Annotated in this window: 11 protein-coding genes; 4 read left to right on the plus strand and 7 right to left on the minus strand. The window is 57.2% G+C overall.

Annotation, left to right across the window (positions count from 1 at the left end):
• Positions 1-33: 33 nt before the first annotated feature.
• Positions 34-1,638 (minus strand): NAD(P)H-quinone oxidoreductase subunit 4, encoded by a 1,605-nt coding sequence (locus tag NW839_RS06600; protein ID WP_414331642.1) that lies wholly within the window; start codon positions 1,636-1,638, stop codon positions 34-36.
• A 235-nt stretch (positions 1,639-1,873) separates the two neighbouring features.
• On the opposite strand from NW839_RS06600, the gene NW839_RS06605 reads away from it, so the two are divergent.
• From NW839_RS06605 to NW839_RS06615, 3 genes are all read left to right on the plus strand, one after another.
• On the plus strand, positions 1,874-2,752 hold the full coding sequence (locus NW839_RS06605; protein ID WP_011433592.1) for an isoaspartyl peptidase/L-asparaginase: 879 nt from the start codon (positions 1,874-1,876) through the stop codon (positions 2,750-2,752).
• A 127-nt stretch (positions 2,753-2,879) separates the two neighbouring features.
• On the plus strand, positions 2,880-3,914 hold the full coding sequence (locus NW839_RS06610) for an adenosine deaminase (RefSeq protein WP_414351993.1): 1,035 nt from the start codon (positions 2,880-2,882) through the stop codon (positions 3,912-3,914).
• 192 nt (positions 3,915-4,106) lie between these two features.
• Positions 4,107-4,910, plus strand: a complete 804-nt coding sequence (locus NW839_RS06615) for a M55 family metallopeptidase (RefSeq protein WP_414342392.1) — start codon at positions 4,107-4,109, stop codon at positions 4,908-4,910.
• On the opposite strand, the gene mnmH is transcribed toward NW839_RS06615, so the two are convergent.
• From mnmH to urtA, 6 genes are all read right to left on the minus strand, one after another.
• Entirely contained in the window at positions 4,903-5,967 is a 1,065-nt protein-coding gene (gene mnmH, locus NW839_RS06620; protein ID WP_414351992.1) for a tRNA 2-selenouridine(34) synthase MnmH, read from the minus strand. The two genes, NW839_RS06615 and mnmH, sit on opposite strands and share 8 nt — an antisense overlap.
• 219 nt (positions 5,968-6,186) lie before the next feature.
• Positions 6,187-6,951: an urea ABC transporter ATP-binding subunit UrtE gene (gene urtE / locus NW839_RS06625; RefSeq protein ID WP_414331328.1), complete on the minus strand. Its 765-nt coding sequence runs from the start codon at positions 6,949-6,951 to the stop codon at positions 6,187-6,189.
• A gap of 34 nt (positions 6,952-6,985) precedes the next feature.
• Positions 6,986-7,753: an urea ABC transporter ATP-binding protein UrtD gene (gene urtD, locus NW839_RS06630; RefSeq protein ID WP_414351990.1), complete on the minus strand. Its 768-nt coding sequence runs from the start codon at positions 7,751-7,753 to the stop codon at positions 6,986-6,988.
• Between the two features lie 170 nt (positions 7,754-7,923).
• Positions 7,924-9,132 (minus strand): urea ABC transporter permease subunit UrtC, encoded by a 1,209-nt coding sequence (gene urtC / locus NW839_RS06635; RefSeq protein ID WP_414342394.1) that lies wholly within the window; start codon positions 9,130-9,132, stop codon positions 7,924-7,926.
• Positions 9,133-9,135: 3 nt separating this feature from the next.
• A complete protein-coding gene (urtB, locus tag NW839_RS06640) occupies positions 9,136-10,293 on the minus strand; it encodes an urea ABC transporter permease subunit UrtB (protein ID WP_414351989.1) in 1,158 nt (385 codons plus the stop codon).
• A gap of 104 nt (positions 10,294-10,397) precedes the next feature.
• Positions 10,398-11,672, minus strand: a complete 1,275-nt coding sequence (gene urtA / locus NW839_RS06645; RefSeq protein WP_414351988.1) for an urea ABC transporter substrate-binding protein — start codon at positions 11,670-11,672, stop codon at positions 10,398-10,400.
• Between the two features lie 381 nt (positions 11,673-12,053).
• Here urtA and NW839_RS06650 point away from each other — a divergent pair, with 381 nt between their 5' ends.
• Positions 12,054-13,982, plus strand: a complete 1,929-nt coding sequence (locus NW839_RS06650; protein ID WP_414351987.1) for a S9 family peptidase — start codon at positions 12,054-12,056, stop codon at positions 13,980-13,982.
• Positions 13,983-14,216 lie beyond the last annotated feature (234 nt).

Here is a 14,216-nt window from a genome sequence, read left to right on the forward strand (position 1 = left end):
TCCATCCCTCAATTCTCAATTCAAATTCAACATTCAGTTGTTGTAGAGGGCAGGAGCTTGGGCAACCGTCTCACCAGTTTGAGGCAGCTCCTGCCGCAGCAGCGCCACCAAGGCGTTGGTGGATTGGTCGTAGAGGCTGGTCACCAGCTTGGGGTAGAGCCCAATGCCGATGATTGGGATCAGCAGACAGGCGATGATGAACACCTCGCGTGGCTCAGCATCTACCAATTCTTCGTGTTCGGTGAGCTCTTTGTTCTCCGGGCCAAAGAAAATCTGCCGCAACATCGACAGCAGGTAGATGGGGGTCAGGATCACCCCAACTGCTGCCAGGAAAACCACCACCAACCGGAAGGGGAGAGAGTAGGCATCGGTGGTGGCCATGCCGATAAACACCATGATCTCGGCCACAAAGCCGCTCATGCCGGGTAGGGCTAGCGAAGCCAGGGAGCAGGCGGTGAACATGGAGAAGATCTTGGGCATCTTCAGGCCAACGCCGCCCATTTCCTCCAGCTCCAGCGTATGGGTGCGGTCGTAGGTGGCCCCCACCAAAAAGAACAGGCTGGCCCCGATCAGCCCGTGGGAGATCATCTGCAGCATGGCGCCGCTCATGCCGATCTCCGTCAGGGATCCGATACCGATGAGCACGAAGCCCATGTGGCTGATGGAAGAGTAGGCGATCTTCCGTTTCAGGTTGCGCTGGGCAAAAGAGGTGAGGGCGGCAAAGATGATGTTCACTACCCCCAACACGATCAGCACCGGCGCAAAGTAAAGATGAGCATCCGGCAGCATGCCCGCATTCATGCGCATCAGGGCATAGCCCCCCATCTTGAGCAGGATCCCGGCCAGCAACATGTGCACCGGCGCAGTGGCCTCGCCGTGGGCATCGGGCAGCCAAGTGTGCAAGGGGAAAATGGGCAGCTTCACCCCATAGGCAATGAGGAAGGCCCCATACATCAGCAGTTGGAAGGTGAGTGGATAGGTCTTGTGGGCCAGATCCGTCATGTCAAAGCTGATGGGATCCCCGTAGAAGGCCATAGCCAGACCTGCCACCAAGATAAACAGGGAGCTGAGGGCCGTGTAGAGGATGAACTTGGTGGCCGCATAGAGGCGGTTTGCCCCACCCCAAATGGAGAGGAGCAAGTACACCGGGATCAGCTCCAATTCCCACATCAGGAAAAACAGCAGCATGTCCTGCACGGCGAACACCCCAATCTGGCCGCCGTACATAGCCAACATGAGAAAGTAAAACAAGCGCGGCTTAAGGGTAACCGGCCAAGCGGCCAAGATGGCTAGGGTAGTGATAAACGCCGTGAGCAGGATCAGGGGCATGGAGAGGCCATCAGCCCCCACCGACCAACTCAAGCCCACTTGGGGTACCCAGGTGTAGCGCTCCAGCAGTTGCAAACCTGTCTGGCCGGGATCGTAGCCAACATAGAAGCCGGCCAGCAGAATCAGCAGATCCGTGACCGCAATGAACAAAGCAAACCAGCGGATCCGCTCGGCCAACTTTTGTGCGTAGGCGCGGGTACTGGGATCCCCAGCCGGTGCTGGGATCAGGGGAATAAATAGGGCGGCCAACACAGGGTAAGCGATGACCGTGGTCAGCCAAGGAAACTCGTGCAAGCTAGGCAGCGCCATGGATGTAACCTCGCTTGTGCCATACCATCAGGGGGATCCCTGCCGGCTGCAATCCGACAGCCCTTTACCAGAATCGCCCTTGAGTATCTATGCTTAGCAAATCTACAGGATTATCTTAAGGCTCCCTCTCCCTTTGCGTTGGGATCCCTGGGATGGAGCAGATGCATGGGTGGATGTTGTACCCGAAAATCAAAATATAGTCTTCCACTGTTCTCACAAGGTAACCGATCTCATCATGCCTCAGCCCAAACTGATCATCCACGGCGGAGCCGGCAGCGCCCTGGAAGGGGAAAGCAGCCTGGAAAAAGTGAGGGGATCCCTGCAGCAGGTGGTGGAGAGCACCTACGAGCTGCTGTTGGCTGGGCAGAGTGCCGAGGCGGCAGTGATGCATGCCTGCCAGTTGCTGGAGGATGATCCGCTCTACAATGCCGGGACGGGGTCGGTCTTGCAATCGGATGGGCAAATCCGCATGAGCGCCGCTCTCATGAACGGGGCCACCCAGTCTTTTAGCGGGGTGATCAACGTCAGCCGAGTTCAGCATCCCATCCTCATGGCCCAGGCTCTGCAATCAAGCCCGGATCGCGTGGTGGCCGAACAAGGGGCAGCAGAGCTGGCGCGGGAGCTGCAGTTGCCGGTCTATGACCCGGCCACTCTCAAGCGGGTTCAAGAGTGGGTGCAGTTGCGTCAAACCCATCCCCCGACCAGGGTTCTCACCGCTCTGGCCATGGGCACGGTGGGGGCGGTGGCGCTGGATCAACAGGGGCAAATCTGTGCCGGCACCTCCACCGGCGGGCGGGGGTTTGAACGGGTGGGGCGAGTAAGCGATTCGGCCACTCCAGCGGGAACCTATGCCAGTGCGGCGGCGGGGGTCAGTTGTACTGGTGTCGGGGAAGATATTTTGGATGAGAGCTTGGCGGCGCGGATTGTGATTCGAGTGGAAGATGGCCTCAGCCTGAAGGCTGCCATGGCAAAGTCTTTTCAAGAGGCCCGCCAACGTCGCCGCTCCTTTGGGGCCATTGCTCTATCGCGCTCGGGCGAGATTGCTTGGGATACCACCACCGACCTACTGCTGGCCGCCTATCACGATGGGCAGGGGATCGGCTTGACGATCTAAACTTCTAGCCGGGCTTGCGGGATTAGACCTGGACAAGCCTGAGGCGGTTGGATAAGAGTAGGATAAGAGTAGAAATAGTACTTAAACAAACCAAGTCTGCCCCCTGGCGGGCCACTGTAGAGCGTTTATGGCACTTCACGCGGAGTTGCACCGTCATTTGGGCGGTTCGGTTGTCCCCCGAATTCTGTGGCGCTATTTTCACCGCCAGGGATCCCCTTTGGCAGAGCGCTTTCCCACCTATGCCGAGTTTGAGGAGTTCTACACCCGCCCGCGCAACACCCTCGAAGATTACCTGGAGCTGCACACGCTGGTGGAACAGGTGCAGACCCTGGAAACCCTGCCCTATTTTATCTACCGCCTGCTGCGGGGAGCCTACGTCTTTGAGGATCTGGCCTACCTGGAGATTCGCTACACTCCCTACCTACGCACGGATCCCAGCCTGGATGAGGCGGAGCGCCTCAAGCAGATGCGCCAGGTAATCGAGACGGTGGGGCAGGCCAGCCAGCAGCGGGAGTATCCCATCGTCACCACCCAGATCGTCTGTTTGCATTCACGCCTGCCCAGCCACATCAACCGGGCCATGGTGGAAGCTGCCGCTGAGTCGGAGTATGTGTGTGCCATCGACCTGGCCGGGGGAGACAAGCCCTACGGCGAACGGATGGACGAGTGGATTGAGCTGTTCAAGTATGCGCTGGCCCGCGGCCTGAAAACCACTGCCCACCTGTACGAAACTTTGGATGGCTGCTACCCACAGTTGCTGCCCTATGTCTCGCGGATCGGCCACGGCATTCAGATCCCCCTCCACTATCCAGAATTGCTGCCGGAGCTGGCACGGCGAGGACAATGCCTGGAAGTTTGTCCCACCACCTATCTAAAAACGGGAACCCTGCCCAGTTTGGAGCCCCTCAAGATTGTCTTTGACCGCTGCTTTGAGGCGGGGGTGGATATCGCCATCTGCACCGACAACGCCGGCTTGCACAATGTGCGGCTGCCGTTTGAGTACGAAAACCTGCTAACCCACGACATTATCGATTTCGAGCAGCTCAAACACTGCCAGGAAGCAGCCTTTCGTCACGCTTTTGCCTGGCCCTACAAGGGGCGTCCGGCCTCATTGTTGTCGGAGTTACAGCAGGGGGTATCTGCTTCTTTGGTGGCTCTCTGATCCCCTCAGCGGGACGGAGTCTTTATTCTTCATCCGAGCTTCTTGAGAATAGGGAAGGGATCCACAGCAGAGCCGGGGGCAATTTTCGCAAGGGAAATAACGGCTTGGATCCCTTGCCCAGAGCGATGTTGAGCGGCATCCGAGGGTGGATGAAGCCCAACAGAATCCAATGCTGAGTCTACTGAGCCAAGCATGAAGGTCTATATCAGTGCCGATATTGAAGGGATTGCCGGCATCAGCCATTGGGATGAGGCCACCATCGGCCAGCCGGGTTACGAGGCATTCCGAGAGCAGATGACCCGAGCAGTGATCGCGGCTTGTGAGGGATCCCTGGCTGCCGGAGCCACGCAGATCACAGTCAAAGATGCCCATGACTCCGGGCGGAACCTCATCCCCGAACGGTTGCCGGAGCCGGTGCAACTCATCCGCGGCTGGAGCGGCCACCCCTACTGTATGGTGCAAGAGTTGGATCGCAGTTACGATGCCCTGCTCCTAATCGGCTATCATGCCCGCGCCGGATCTGCTGCCAACCCCCTCGCCCACACCTACACCACCGAAGTTAGCCAAATCCGGCTGAACGGCCAGGCCATCGCCGAGTTTCACCTGGTCAGTCTCACGGCTGCCTATGAGGGAGTCCCAGTTGTGTTTGTAGCCGGAGATGCGGAGGTGTGTGCCGCAGCGAAAGCTTATGACGCCCACATCGAGACGGTGGTCACCCACAAAGGGATAGGCCAGTCGGTCATTACGCCACATCCGCAGCAGGTTCTACAGGCCATCCGCCAAGGTGTAGAGGGATCCCTGAGGCGGCTGTCGGCCTACCGTCCTCGCCCACTGCCGGATCACTTTCAATTGGAAGTGGACTACAAGGATCCCGCTCGGGCCTACCGCAAGTCTTTTTATCCCGGCTGCCGGTGGATTGCCGATTCCACGGTTCGGCTGGAAGTTTCCGAGTGGTTTGAGGTGTTGCGGGCTTTGGAGTTTATCGTGCTCACCTAGCCAGGGATCCAAGCGGCATCTGGATGAGGCGAGCAGCAGCTTCCCTGAGGCTGGTCTCGGAAAGGTCAGACAGCTCAATCCGGGCCCGAAGGCGATTGAAGTTTTGCTGCAGCCCGTGTCGATAGGTGGGGTCGTAGTGCTGCTCCAGCAACTCCTGCACAAACTGCGGCCAGTCTTGGGCGTCGATCAGCTCAAACCAACGCTGCAGGCGGGCCTGGCCAAGACGGGACTTCAGAGGCAGCAATTTCCCCTTTAGCGCTTGGGGGTGAGCAATCCAGTGGGGATAGTGGGCGATTAACCCCTTCACCCGCTCCTCTAGAGGCAACTGCACTTCGACACAGTCGGCTTGGGTAAGGGCTTGCCAAAGGGCAGGCGGCAGATGGAGCTGGCCCACTTTGGCACTCTCAGCCTCCACCCAGACTGGCTTGGCGGGATCCCACTGGAGAAAAACCTGCACCAGTTGACTTTCAAAGCTCTTCTGACTGGGCTGTGGCACCCCCCACTCGGCCCCCAGGAGGGATCCCCGGTGACAGGCCAGCTTTTCCAGATCGAGAACTTGGGATCCCTGTTGGCGCAGATGGTGAAGCAACTGGGTTTTGCCGCTCCCTGTTGGTCCGCAGAGCACTCGGTAGGTAAATTCCTGGGGCAAGATCTGCAGTTGCCGGCGCACCCAGGCCCGGTAGGTTTTGTAGCCGCCTTGCAAAACCGTGACCTGCCAGCCCACCTGGGACAACACCAATGCCAAGCTGGCAGAGCGCTGCCCTCCCCGCCAGCAGTAGATTAGGGGCCGGTAATCGCGATCTTTATCGGCAAAATGGGTTTGCAAGTGGCGACTGATGTTCTGGGCCACCAAGCTTGCCCCTCGTTTGCGGGCTGTAAAGGGATCCACCTGCTTGTAGAGCGTGCCCACCTCCGCCCGTTCTGTATCGTAGAGTACAGGCAAGTTGATGGCTCCCGGCCAATGATCCTCTGCGAACTCTGCCGGAGAGCGCACATCGATAATTTCGCTGTAGGTGTGCAGCCAGGGCTCTGCAGTGAAGTGAATCGGAGGAGACACAAACCTGTGGATGGAAATGGCAAGCTAGCGCAATCTTGAACAGTTTCTAGCTTAGCCAACGCTGCTGCTCAAGGAAGCCCAGGGCTAACCCTAGCCTATCCCCTCGCAGGTGGACTTCTCGCTTTTCCAGAAGTTTAGGCAAGGTCTCTGGAACATGCAGGATGCCATTTGCCGCTCTCAAAAAAGTTATAGAGGTTTTCAGGCTCTCCAGGTGCCACCTCAGATAGAAAGGTGAGCTCGGACTTTTTCTTCGTCCATTTGGTCAGTCGGCCCCTCCATGATAAGGGATCCATTTTCCATAAGATAAAAGTAATCGGCTAGGCTTTGGGCAAACTCAAAATACTGCTCCACCAGCAACACCGAAACGCCCCGCTCCTTTTGAATGCGGCTGATGGCTTCTTCGATCTCGATAATGATAGAGGGCTGGATCCCTTCTGTGGGCTCATCCAGGAGCAAAAGTTTGGGCTCCGCCACCAAAGCTCTGGCGATGGCCAGTTGCTGCTGCTGCCCACCGCTCAAATCCCCACCCAGCCGTTTAAGAAAAGAACGCAGAATTGGGAATAGGTCATAGACAAACTCAGGTATGATCCGTTCTCTGTCCGGTGCCGCTTCTAGCCCCACCAGCAGGTTTTCCTCAACCGTTAGGCGGGGAAATATCTCTCGACCTTGGGGTACATAGCCAATACCGGCGCGGGCTCGCCAATTGGGAGGGTAATGGTTGATAGGACGGCCCTCAAAAGCAATTTTGCCTGTGCAGTCTTTCAGAAGTCCCATCAGGGCTTTAAGTGTGGTGGTTTTGCCCATACCATTGCGGCCCAGAAGGCAAACCGCTTGGCCGGGAAAGATCTTAAAAGAGAGATCCTTCACAATTAAACTCTGACCATAGTAAACCCTCAAGTTGGAGACCTCCAGGAGAGGCCCGGATCCATCTCGGGATAAGTTTTGTGTTGCGGTCGCGTTTTCCGTATTCATAGGCCTGCGCATGAGTCGATTAGATACAGAACTATAGCCTCTTTGCTTAGTTTTTCCCCTTGTGGGATCCGAGATAGACCTCAATCACTCTCGGGTCGTTTTTCACATCCTCAAAGGTACCTTCGCACAGCACCGAGCCTTGGTGTAAAACGGTAACCTTGCGGGCAATTTGTCGGACAAACACCATGTCATGTTCGATCACCAAAATGGTGTGGCTTTGGGCTAAGGATTGAATTAACTCTCCTGTAGCTTCTGTTTCTTTGTCCGTCATCCCGGCCACGCATTCATCCAGCAGCAGCAAATCCGGATCTTGAGCAATCACCATGCCGATCTCCAGCCATTGCTTTTCTCCGTGGGAAAGCAGCCCTGCCGGAACCCGATCCTTACGGCTGAGGCCAATGGTTTCCAAAAGAGCATCCGTTTTTTCTCGCAGATGCTTTTTGCCCAATAGGGTGGAAAAAACCCTTTTGTCAGGGTTGAAGGATAGCTCCAAGTTTTCTCGCACGCTCAAGTTTTGATAGACCCGCGGCGTCTGAAACTTGCGCCCAACACCCAAAATCGAGATCTCGTGTTCCTTGAGCTTGGCCAGATCTTTTCCTTTAAACAGCACCCGGCCTCGAGTAGGCTTAACCTTGCCCGTCAGCACATCGAGAAACGTAGTCTTGCCTGCCCCATTGGGGCCGATGACCACCCGCAGCTCCCCTTCCTCCAGAGAGAAGTTCAGCCTGTCCAAAGCCTTGAAGCCATCAAAGCTGACGGTGAGATCCTGAGTTTGTAAAATTTGTCGGGTAGCGGTGGGAGCTGCAGTGAGCATAGGGATCACATCCAAGAACGGAAAGGCCAAAGGTCAAACCGGATTCTCAACCCATCAAATAAACCCATCAAATAGGAGAGGAAACTTGGCATCGCTGGCTCACCCATGGGATCCTCTTACCCTAAACTTATATCTTGCACATAACTGACATCCTCAAGAGAAAGCCAGATTTAGGCTGGAGAAGTATTTGCCAAACGCCTGCGCCAAAGCTGAACGGTGACCCAAAGTTGCCTGCCTTGGGTGCGCACCCAACCCACCAGTCCATCCGGCAGCACCAGCACCACCAACAGGAACAATCCCCCCTGGAAAAACAGCCAAATCTCCGGAAAATTTTCGCTCAGCAAGCTCTTGGCAAAGTTAACCAACAGAGCCCCCAGCACCGCCCCCACCAAACTGGCCCGACCGCCCACCGCCACCCAGATCACCATTTCAATGGAAAAGGGAACGGCCATCGCATTGGGGGAGATGATCCCAGTTTGCAAGGTAAACAAAGCTCCGGCAATGCCTGCCAGGGCAGCAGACACGGCAAACACCAGAACTTTAAAGCCGGTGGGATCGTAGCCGGAAAAACGAACCCGCGGCTCGTCATCTCGAATGGCTACCAGGATCCGACCGAATAAGCCGCTGGTCAGCCAACGACAGAGAAGGTAAGCCAAAACCACCGCCAGAACTGTAGTGACATAGACAGCAAAGCGCATTTCGGACGAGTTGACATCTAGGCCAAACAAAGTCTGGAAGTTGGTCAGGCCGTTGGTGCCGTTGATTAAGCGCTGTTGGCCGTTGAAGAAGTTAAAGAAAATGATCGTGGTGGCCTGAGTTAAAATGGAAAAATAAACCCCTCGGATGCGATTTCTCACCACCAAATACCCCAGGGCTGCCGCCACCAAAGCCGGAATCAAGACCACAGCAACAGCCGTAAACGGAAACGAATAAAAGGGATACCAAAACCAGGGCAATTCCGTTACCCCGTAGAGGCTGAAAAACTCCGGTATCTGACCTTCCGGCAGTTGCAATTTCAGGTGCATCCCCAGAGCGTAGCCCCCCAAGGCAAAGAACACCCCATGCCCCAGGCTGAGCATGCCGGTATAGCCCCAGATGAGGTCGATCCCCAAAGCTACAATGCTGAGGGCCAGAAACCGCCCCAACAAGTTGAGCCGAAAGCCAGACAGCACAGTTGGGGCCACAAAGATCAAGGCCAGCACCAAAACGATGAGGATCCCGGCCTCCCACAGAAGCTTGCGAGAAGAATTGGGATCCCCACCCGCGGCGGGAGCAGCCACTTCATGATCAGCACGGGGGGAATGAACCAGTTTCATGGGCTTTGTGAGGGAGTAGAAGATGGAGAGTCTGGTCCTAGAGTTTTCGCCAAGCGAGATCATTCCCTAGGCATCCACCATACGACCTTTTTCGGGGAAAAGGCCCCGAGGTCGCACCTGCAAAAAGGCCACGATCAAAGCAAAGACCATCACCTTGGCCATGCTCGTGGTGGCAAAAAAGTTGAGGGTATCGGTCAGGATGGGCACGTTGGGAAAAATCAAAGCCAGCGTCCCTGAGCCGATGACAAAGTTGGCAATCCCGATCCCAAGCGCTGCCACAATGCTGCCCAAAAGCTTACCGACACCCCCCACGACAACCACCATAAAGGTATCCACGATGTAGTTTTGGCCGGTGTTCGGCCCCACGGATCCCAGCAGGCTGACCGCCACGCCGGCTACTCCCGCCAGACCCGAACCGATGGCAAAGGTAAGGGCATCCACCTTTTGCGTGGGGATCCCTACACAGGCGCTCATGGCCCGATTCTGGGTAACCGCCCGGATGCGCAGCCCCCAGCGGGTGCGTTGCAAGAAGAAGTACAGCCCCAGGATGCAGAAGACAGTGAGGGCGATGATAAACAGGCGGGTATTGGGCAAAAACAGGTTGCCCACCGGGATCCCACCCCCCAGCCACCGGGGAGCCGTCACGTCTTTGTTCTGGGCGCCGAACCAAGGCTGGGTAACCGCCAAAGCATAGGTTTGCGCCAGCACCCGCCCCCCCACCGATGCAATGGCCGTGGAGAGCACCAACAGCAGCGCCAGCGTCCACCCCTTGAGACGCGGCCAATCCGCCCGCCTGGACAAAAGCCACCAGCCGCCGAAAAAGAGCACCGCGAAGGCCCCCAAGCGGAAAGCCAGCACCCAATTGACGCTGCGCACAAACTGCTGCAGGATCAGGCTCACACCCCAAGTGGCCAGAAGGGTTTCCAGCGGTCGGCCATACAAAAAGCGGATCACCCCCCGCTCCAGGGCTAGTCCCACCAGAGCCGTGACGGCAAAGGCAGCTACCAAAGCTGGAAAGATGTACAGATCCCGCCAGGGATCCCCTAGGGGACGAAAGGCATTTTGAACCACAAAAGTGGTGTAGGCCCCCAACATCATCAGCTCCCCATGGGCCATGTTGATGACCCCCATGAGGCCGAAAACAATGGCCAAGCCCAAGGCGGCTATTAGCAAGACGGTGCCAATGCTAATGCCGTTGAACAAGCTGTCCAGGAGCAAGGTCATGGGCAGGGGATCCTCCTTCCAACTAAACTAGGGAGGCTAACCGAGCATCTAGGCGGGATCCCCGACCCTATCCAAACGGCAAGGGATCCCAGCCCTGGCCAGGACTAGCTGACTTTGTAGCGACCGCCCTTGGCCGGATCTGACCAATCGCAGGCAAAGCCCTTGGTCTCTGCCACAAACTGGTTCCAGGGCTGCGGCTCCACGGCATCCGTAGAAAAGATGACATCAAACAAACCGTCAGAGCGCACCTGGCCGATCCGCACATACTTGGTCAGGTGGTGATTGGTGTTCATGGTTACCAAGCCTTCTGGGGCATCAAAGGTCTGGCCATAGGCTGCCTGCCGCACGGCGTCGATTTCCACTGTTCCCGCTTTTTCCACTGCCTGCTTCCAGATGTAAACCATGATGTAGGCGGCTTCCATCGGGTCGTTGGTGACGCGGTTTTGGCCGTATTCTGCCTTGAAAGCCTCCACAAACTTCTTGTTGGCAGGCGTATCCACCGTCATAAAGTAGTTCCAGGCGGCGAAGTGCCCTTCCAAGAATTCGGGGCCGATGGCCTGTACCTCTTCTTCAGCAATGCTGACGGACATGGAAGGATAGCGATCTGGCCCCAGCCCTGCCCCTTCCAGTTGTTTGAAAAAGGCCACGTTGCTGTCGCCGTTCAAGCTGTTGTAGATCACACCGCCATTGGGAAGAGCGGCCCGGATCTTGCTGATGATGGGGGTAACTTCTGTGCTGCCCAAAGGCAGATAGTCTTCACCCACCACTTTGCCCCCCAGGGCTTCCAACTGGGCCTTGATGATGGTGTTGGCCGTGCGGGGGAACACGTAGTCGGATCCCACCAGGAAGAACTCTTTGCCCTTGTTCTTGAGCAGCCATTCCACCGAAGGCTCGATCTGCTGGTTGGGGGCAGCGCCGGTGTAGAAGATGTTTTTGGAGCACTCTTGTCCTTCGTACTGCACGGGATACCAGAGCAGGTGCTGCTTGGATTCAAACACCGGCAAAACCGCTTTGCGACTGGCCGAAGTCCAGCAGCCGAATACCGTTGCCACCTTGTCCACATCGATCAATTTGGTGGCTTTCTCCGCAAAGGTTGGCCAATCGGAAGCGCCATCCTCGATAATCGGCTCGATCTGCTTGCCCAAAACCCCACCGGCGGCATTGATCTCTTTGATGGCCAGCTTTTCCGCATCCACCACGCTGGTTTCTGAAATGGCCATGGTGCCGCTAAGGGAGTGCAAAATGCCAACGCGGATGGTCTCTCCCTGGGCGTAGGCGGGCACGGATCGCTTCACCCAGATCTGCGGCCCTAGGGCAGCCCCGGCTCCGGCCAGAGCGCCCATTTTCAGCACTTGACGACGATTAAAAGATTGAGCCATCGGTGATCTCCGAAACGAAGTGAGTGCAAAGGGTGTTAAGAAGTACAGTTGCAGCAGCCCGGCCAACGGGGGGAAGCACCTAGCTCATCACCTCGCCCATGTGTTGAACCTGCCCAACTGCGCTCAGCTGAGGCTTTCACCGAATGCCTTCCCAACATCAACAGAGGAAAAGGCTAATCCTGCAGTCGAGAAAGCGTCGTGCGTCCCTGTTGCCTTAACGTGTTCCATCAAACCCATTCGGCCCGGAGAGAATTGTATCGTGGGATACCTTTTCCCAGAATCCGAGCCCTTTCCCCGCAGGCTGCAGGCAGAGGCAGGGATCCCTTGCTGCCGGCATAATAGGGGTTCTGGGGTCGAGAATTAGTTGAGAGTTAACAGCTTATGGTGCAACAGGCCGGCTATGGATCTTGGCGATCCCCGATTACCGCTGACCTGGTGGTGACGGGATCCCTGCGCTTGGGACAGATGGTTTGGGATCAGGGGGATCTCTACTGGACGGAGGGCCGCCCGCAAGAAAAAGGGCGCAATGTGTTGATGCGGCGCTCTGCCGACGGGATCCTGGTGGAGCTGACACCGGCACCTTTCAATGTGCGGACACGGGTGCATGAGTATGGGGGTGGAGCTTATTGGGTGTCGGCAGGGGTAGTGTATTTTTGCAACTTCGCTGACCAACGGCTCTACCGCCTGCTGCCGGGTTCAGATCCCCAGCCCCTGACAGAAGCAGGCCCCTATCGCTACGCCGACGGGGTGGTGGATCGGGCGCGTGGACGCATCCTCTGTGTGCGGGAGGATCACAGCCGCCAGGGAGAGCCGGAAAACAGCCTTGTCTCGATTGACTTGGAAAGCGGATCCCAGCGCGTTTTGGCCTCTGGGCACAATTTCTATGCCAACCCTCGCCTCAGCCCCGATGGCCAGACCTTGGTATGGCTGACCTGGGATCACCCCCAGATGCCCTGGGATGGGACGGAACTGTGGCGAGCAGAGGTGGCAGCAGATGGCACTCTAGGAGAGCCCCAAAAGCTAGCCGGTGGCCCTGCCGAGTCGATCTTCCAGCCCCAGTGGTCACCGGAGGGGGATCTCTACTTTGTTTCCGATTGCAGCGGCTGGTGGAACCTCTATCGCTGGGATCCCCAGGGCCCCATTCCCCTCTGCCCTATGGAAGCGGAGTTTGGAGAGCCGCAGTGGGTGTTTGGCCTGAGCACCTACGGCTTTGCTGGGGATGGGCGCATTCTGGCCTGCTACCAACAGGGGGGTCTGTGCCATTTGGCCTACCTGGATCCCCAGTCGGGGCAACAGGAAGAGATCCCTTTGCCCTACACCGAGATCCACAATCTGCAGGTAAGTGGGGAAAAAGCCGCTTTCCTGGCCGGATCCCCGACGGAAGCCACTGCCTTGGTCTGCCTAGACTTACCCTCCAGCCAAGTGGAGGTGGTGGCCCGTTCCAGCAGCGTGGCGGTGGATCCCGACTATCTGTCGATCCCAGAGCCCATTGTTTTTCCCACCGGCGGCGGCAAGGCAGTGGCCTATGCTTTCTTCTATCCCCCCAAGAACCGCGACTTTGTTGCCCCTGCTGGCGAAAAGCCACCCCTATTGGTGAAAAGCCACGGCGGGCCCACCGGGGCGACGGCAGCCGTGCTCAACCTGGGGATCCAATACTGGACCAGTCGGGGGATTGCCGTTTTGGATGTGAACTACCGTGGCAGCAGCGGCTATGGGCGGGCCTATCGGGATGCCCTCAAAGGCCGGTGGGGCCTGGTGGATGTGGAAGATTGCATTGCCGGAGCTCAATTTTTGGCAGAACAGGGCAAGGTGGACGGGGAACGGCTGCTCATTCAAGGGGGCAGCGCTGGCGGCTATACCACGTTGGCGGCCTTGACCTTCCACAGGGTCTTCCGGGCGGGTGCCAGCTACTACGGGGTGAGCGATCTGGAAGCCCTAGCCCAGGAGACCCACAAGTTCGAGTCTCGCTACTTGGACAGCCTCATTGGCCCCTACCCAGAGCGGCGGGATCTCTACCGGGAGCGTTCCCCCATTCATCACCTGGAGGGCCTCAATTGTCCGGTTATCTTCTTTCAAGGCTTGGAAGACGCCATCGTGCCCCCCAATCAGGCGGAGAGGATGGTGGCAGCCCTACGGGCCAAAGGGATCCCAGTGGCCTATGTGCCCTTCGAGGGAGAGCAACACGGCTTTCGCCAGGCGGCCAACATCAAACGGGCTTTGGAGGCAGAGCTTTACTTTTATGCCCAGGTGTTGGGGTTTCCGCTGGCAGAACCTTTTGAGCCCGTTCGGATCGAAAACCTAGACACCTGATGATGACTGCTCAATGGGTCGAATAGAAAGGGATCCCGTCCCATCTATGGCCCATTATTGCTCCACAACGCTGTCGCGACAGAGCAGCCCCTCTATGATGGACTTACCAGCCAACCCGGATGGAGTCATCGATATTGCTCCGCAACACTGTCGCGACTGCTGGTAAGAGAGCATGACTCTAGTCAATAATAAGCTCAACTATACTGAAAATAATGTATAATATGTTCAGTACGG

The sequence above is a fragment of the Synechococcus sp. R5-15 genome, assembly GCF_047462035.1.
Lineage (GTDB): Bacteria > Cyanobacteriota > Cyanobacteriia > Thermostichales > Thermostichaceae > Thermostichus.

Excerpts from the sequence above, each read along its gene's own strand:
- NW839_RS06600 (WP_414331642.1), bottom strand. The coding sequence starts at position 1,638 with ATGGCGCTGCCTAGCTTGCACGAGTTTCCTTGGCTGACCACGGTCATC.
- NW839_RS06605 (WP_011433592.1), top strand. The coding sequence starts at position 1,874 with ATGCCTCAGCCCAAACTGATCATCCACGGCGGAGCCGGCAGCGCCCTG.
- NW839_RS06610 (WP_414351993.1), top strand. The coding sequence starts at position 2,880 with ATGGCACTTCACGCGGAGTTGCACCGTCATTTGGGCGGTTCGGTTGTC.
- NW839_RS06615 (WP_414342392.1), top strand. The coding sequence starts at position 4,107 with ATGAAGGTCTATATCAGTGCCGATATTGAAGGGATTGCCGGCATCAGC.
- urtE (WP_414331328.1), bottom strand. The coding sequence starts at position 6,951 with ATGCGCAGGCCTATGAATACGGAAAACGCGACCGCAACACAAAACTTA.
- urtD (WP_414351990.1), bottom strand. The coding sequence starts at position 7,753 with ATGCTCACTGCAGCTCCCACCGCTACCCGACAAATTTTACAAACTCAG.
- urtC (WP_414342394.1), bottom strand. The coding sequence starts at position 9,132 with ATGATCTCGCTTGGCGAAAACTCTAGGACCAGACTCTCCATCTTCTAC.
- urtB (WP_414351989.1), bottom strand. The coding sequence starts at position 10,293 with ATGACCTTGCTCCTGGACAGCTTGTTCAACGGCATTAGCATTGGCACC.
- urtA (WP_414351988.1), bottom strand. The coding sequence starts at position 11,672 with ATGGCTCAATCTTTTAATCGTCGTCAAGTGCTGAAAATGGGCGCTCTG.
- NW839_RS06650 (WP_414351987.1), top strand. The coding sequence starts at position 12,054 with ATGGTGCAACAGGCCGGCTATGGATCTTGGCGATCCCCGATTACCGCT.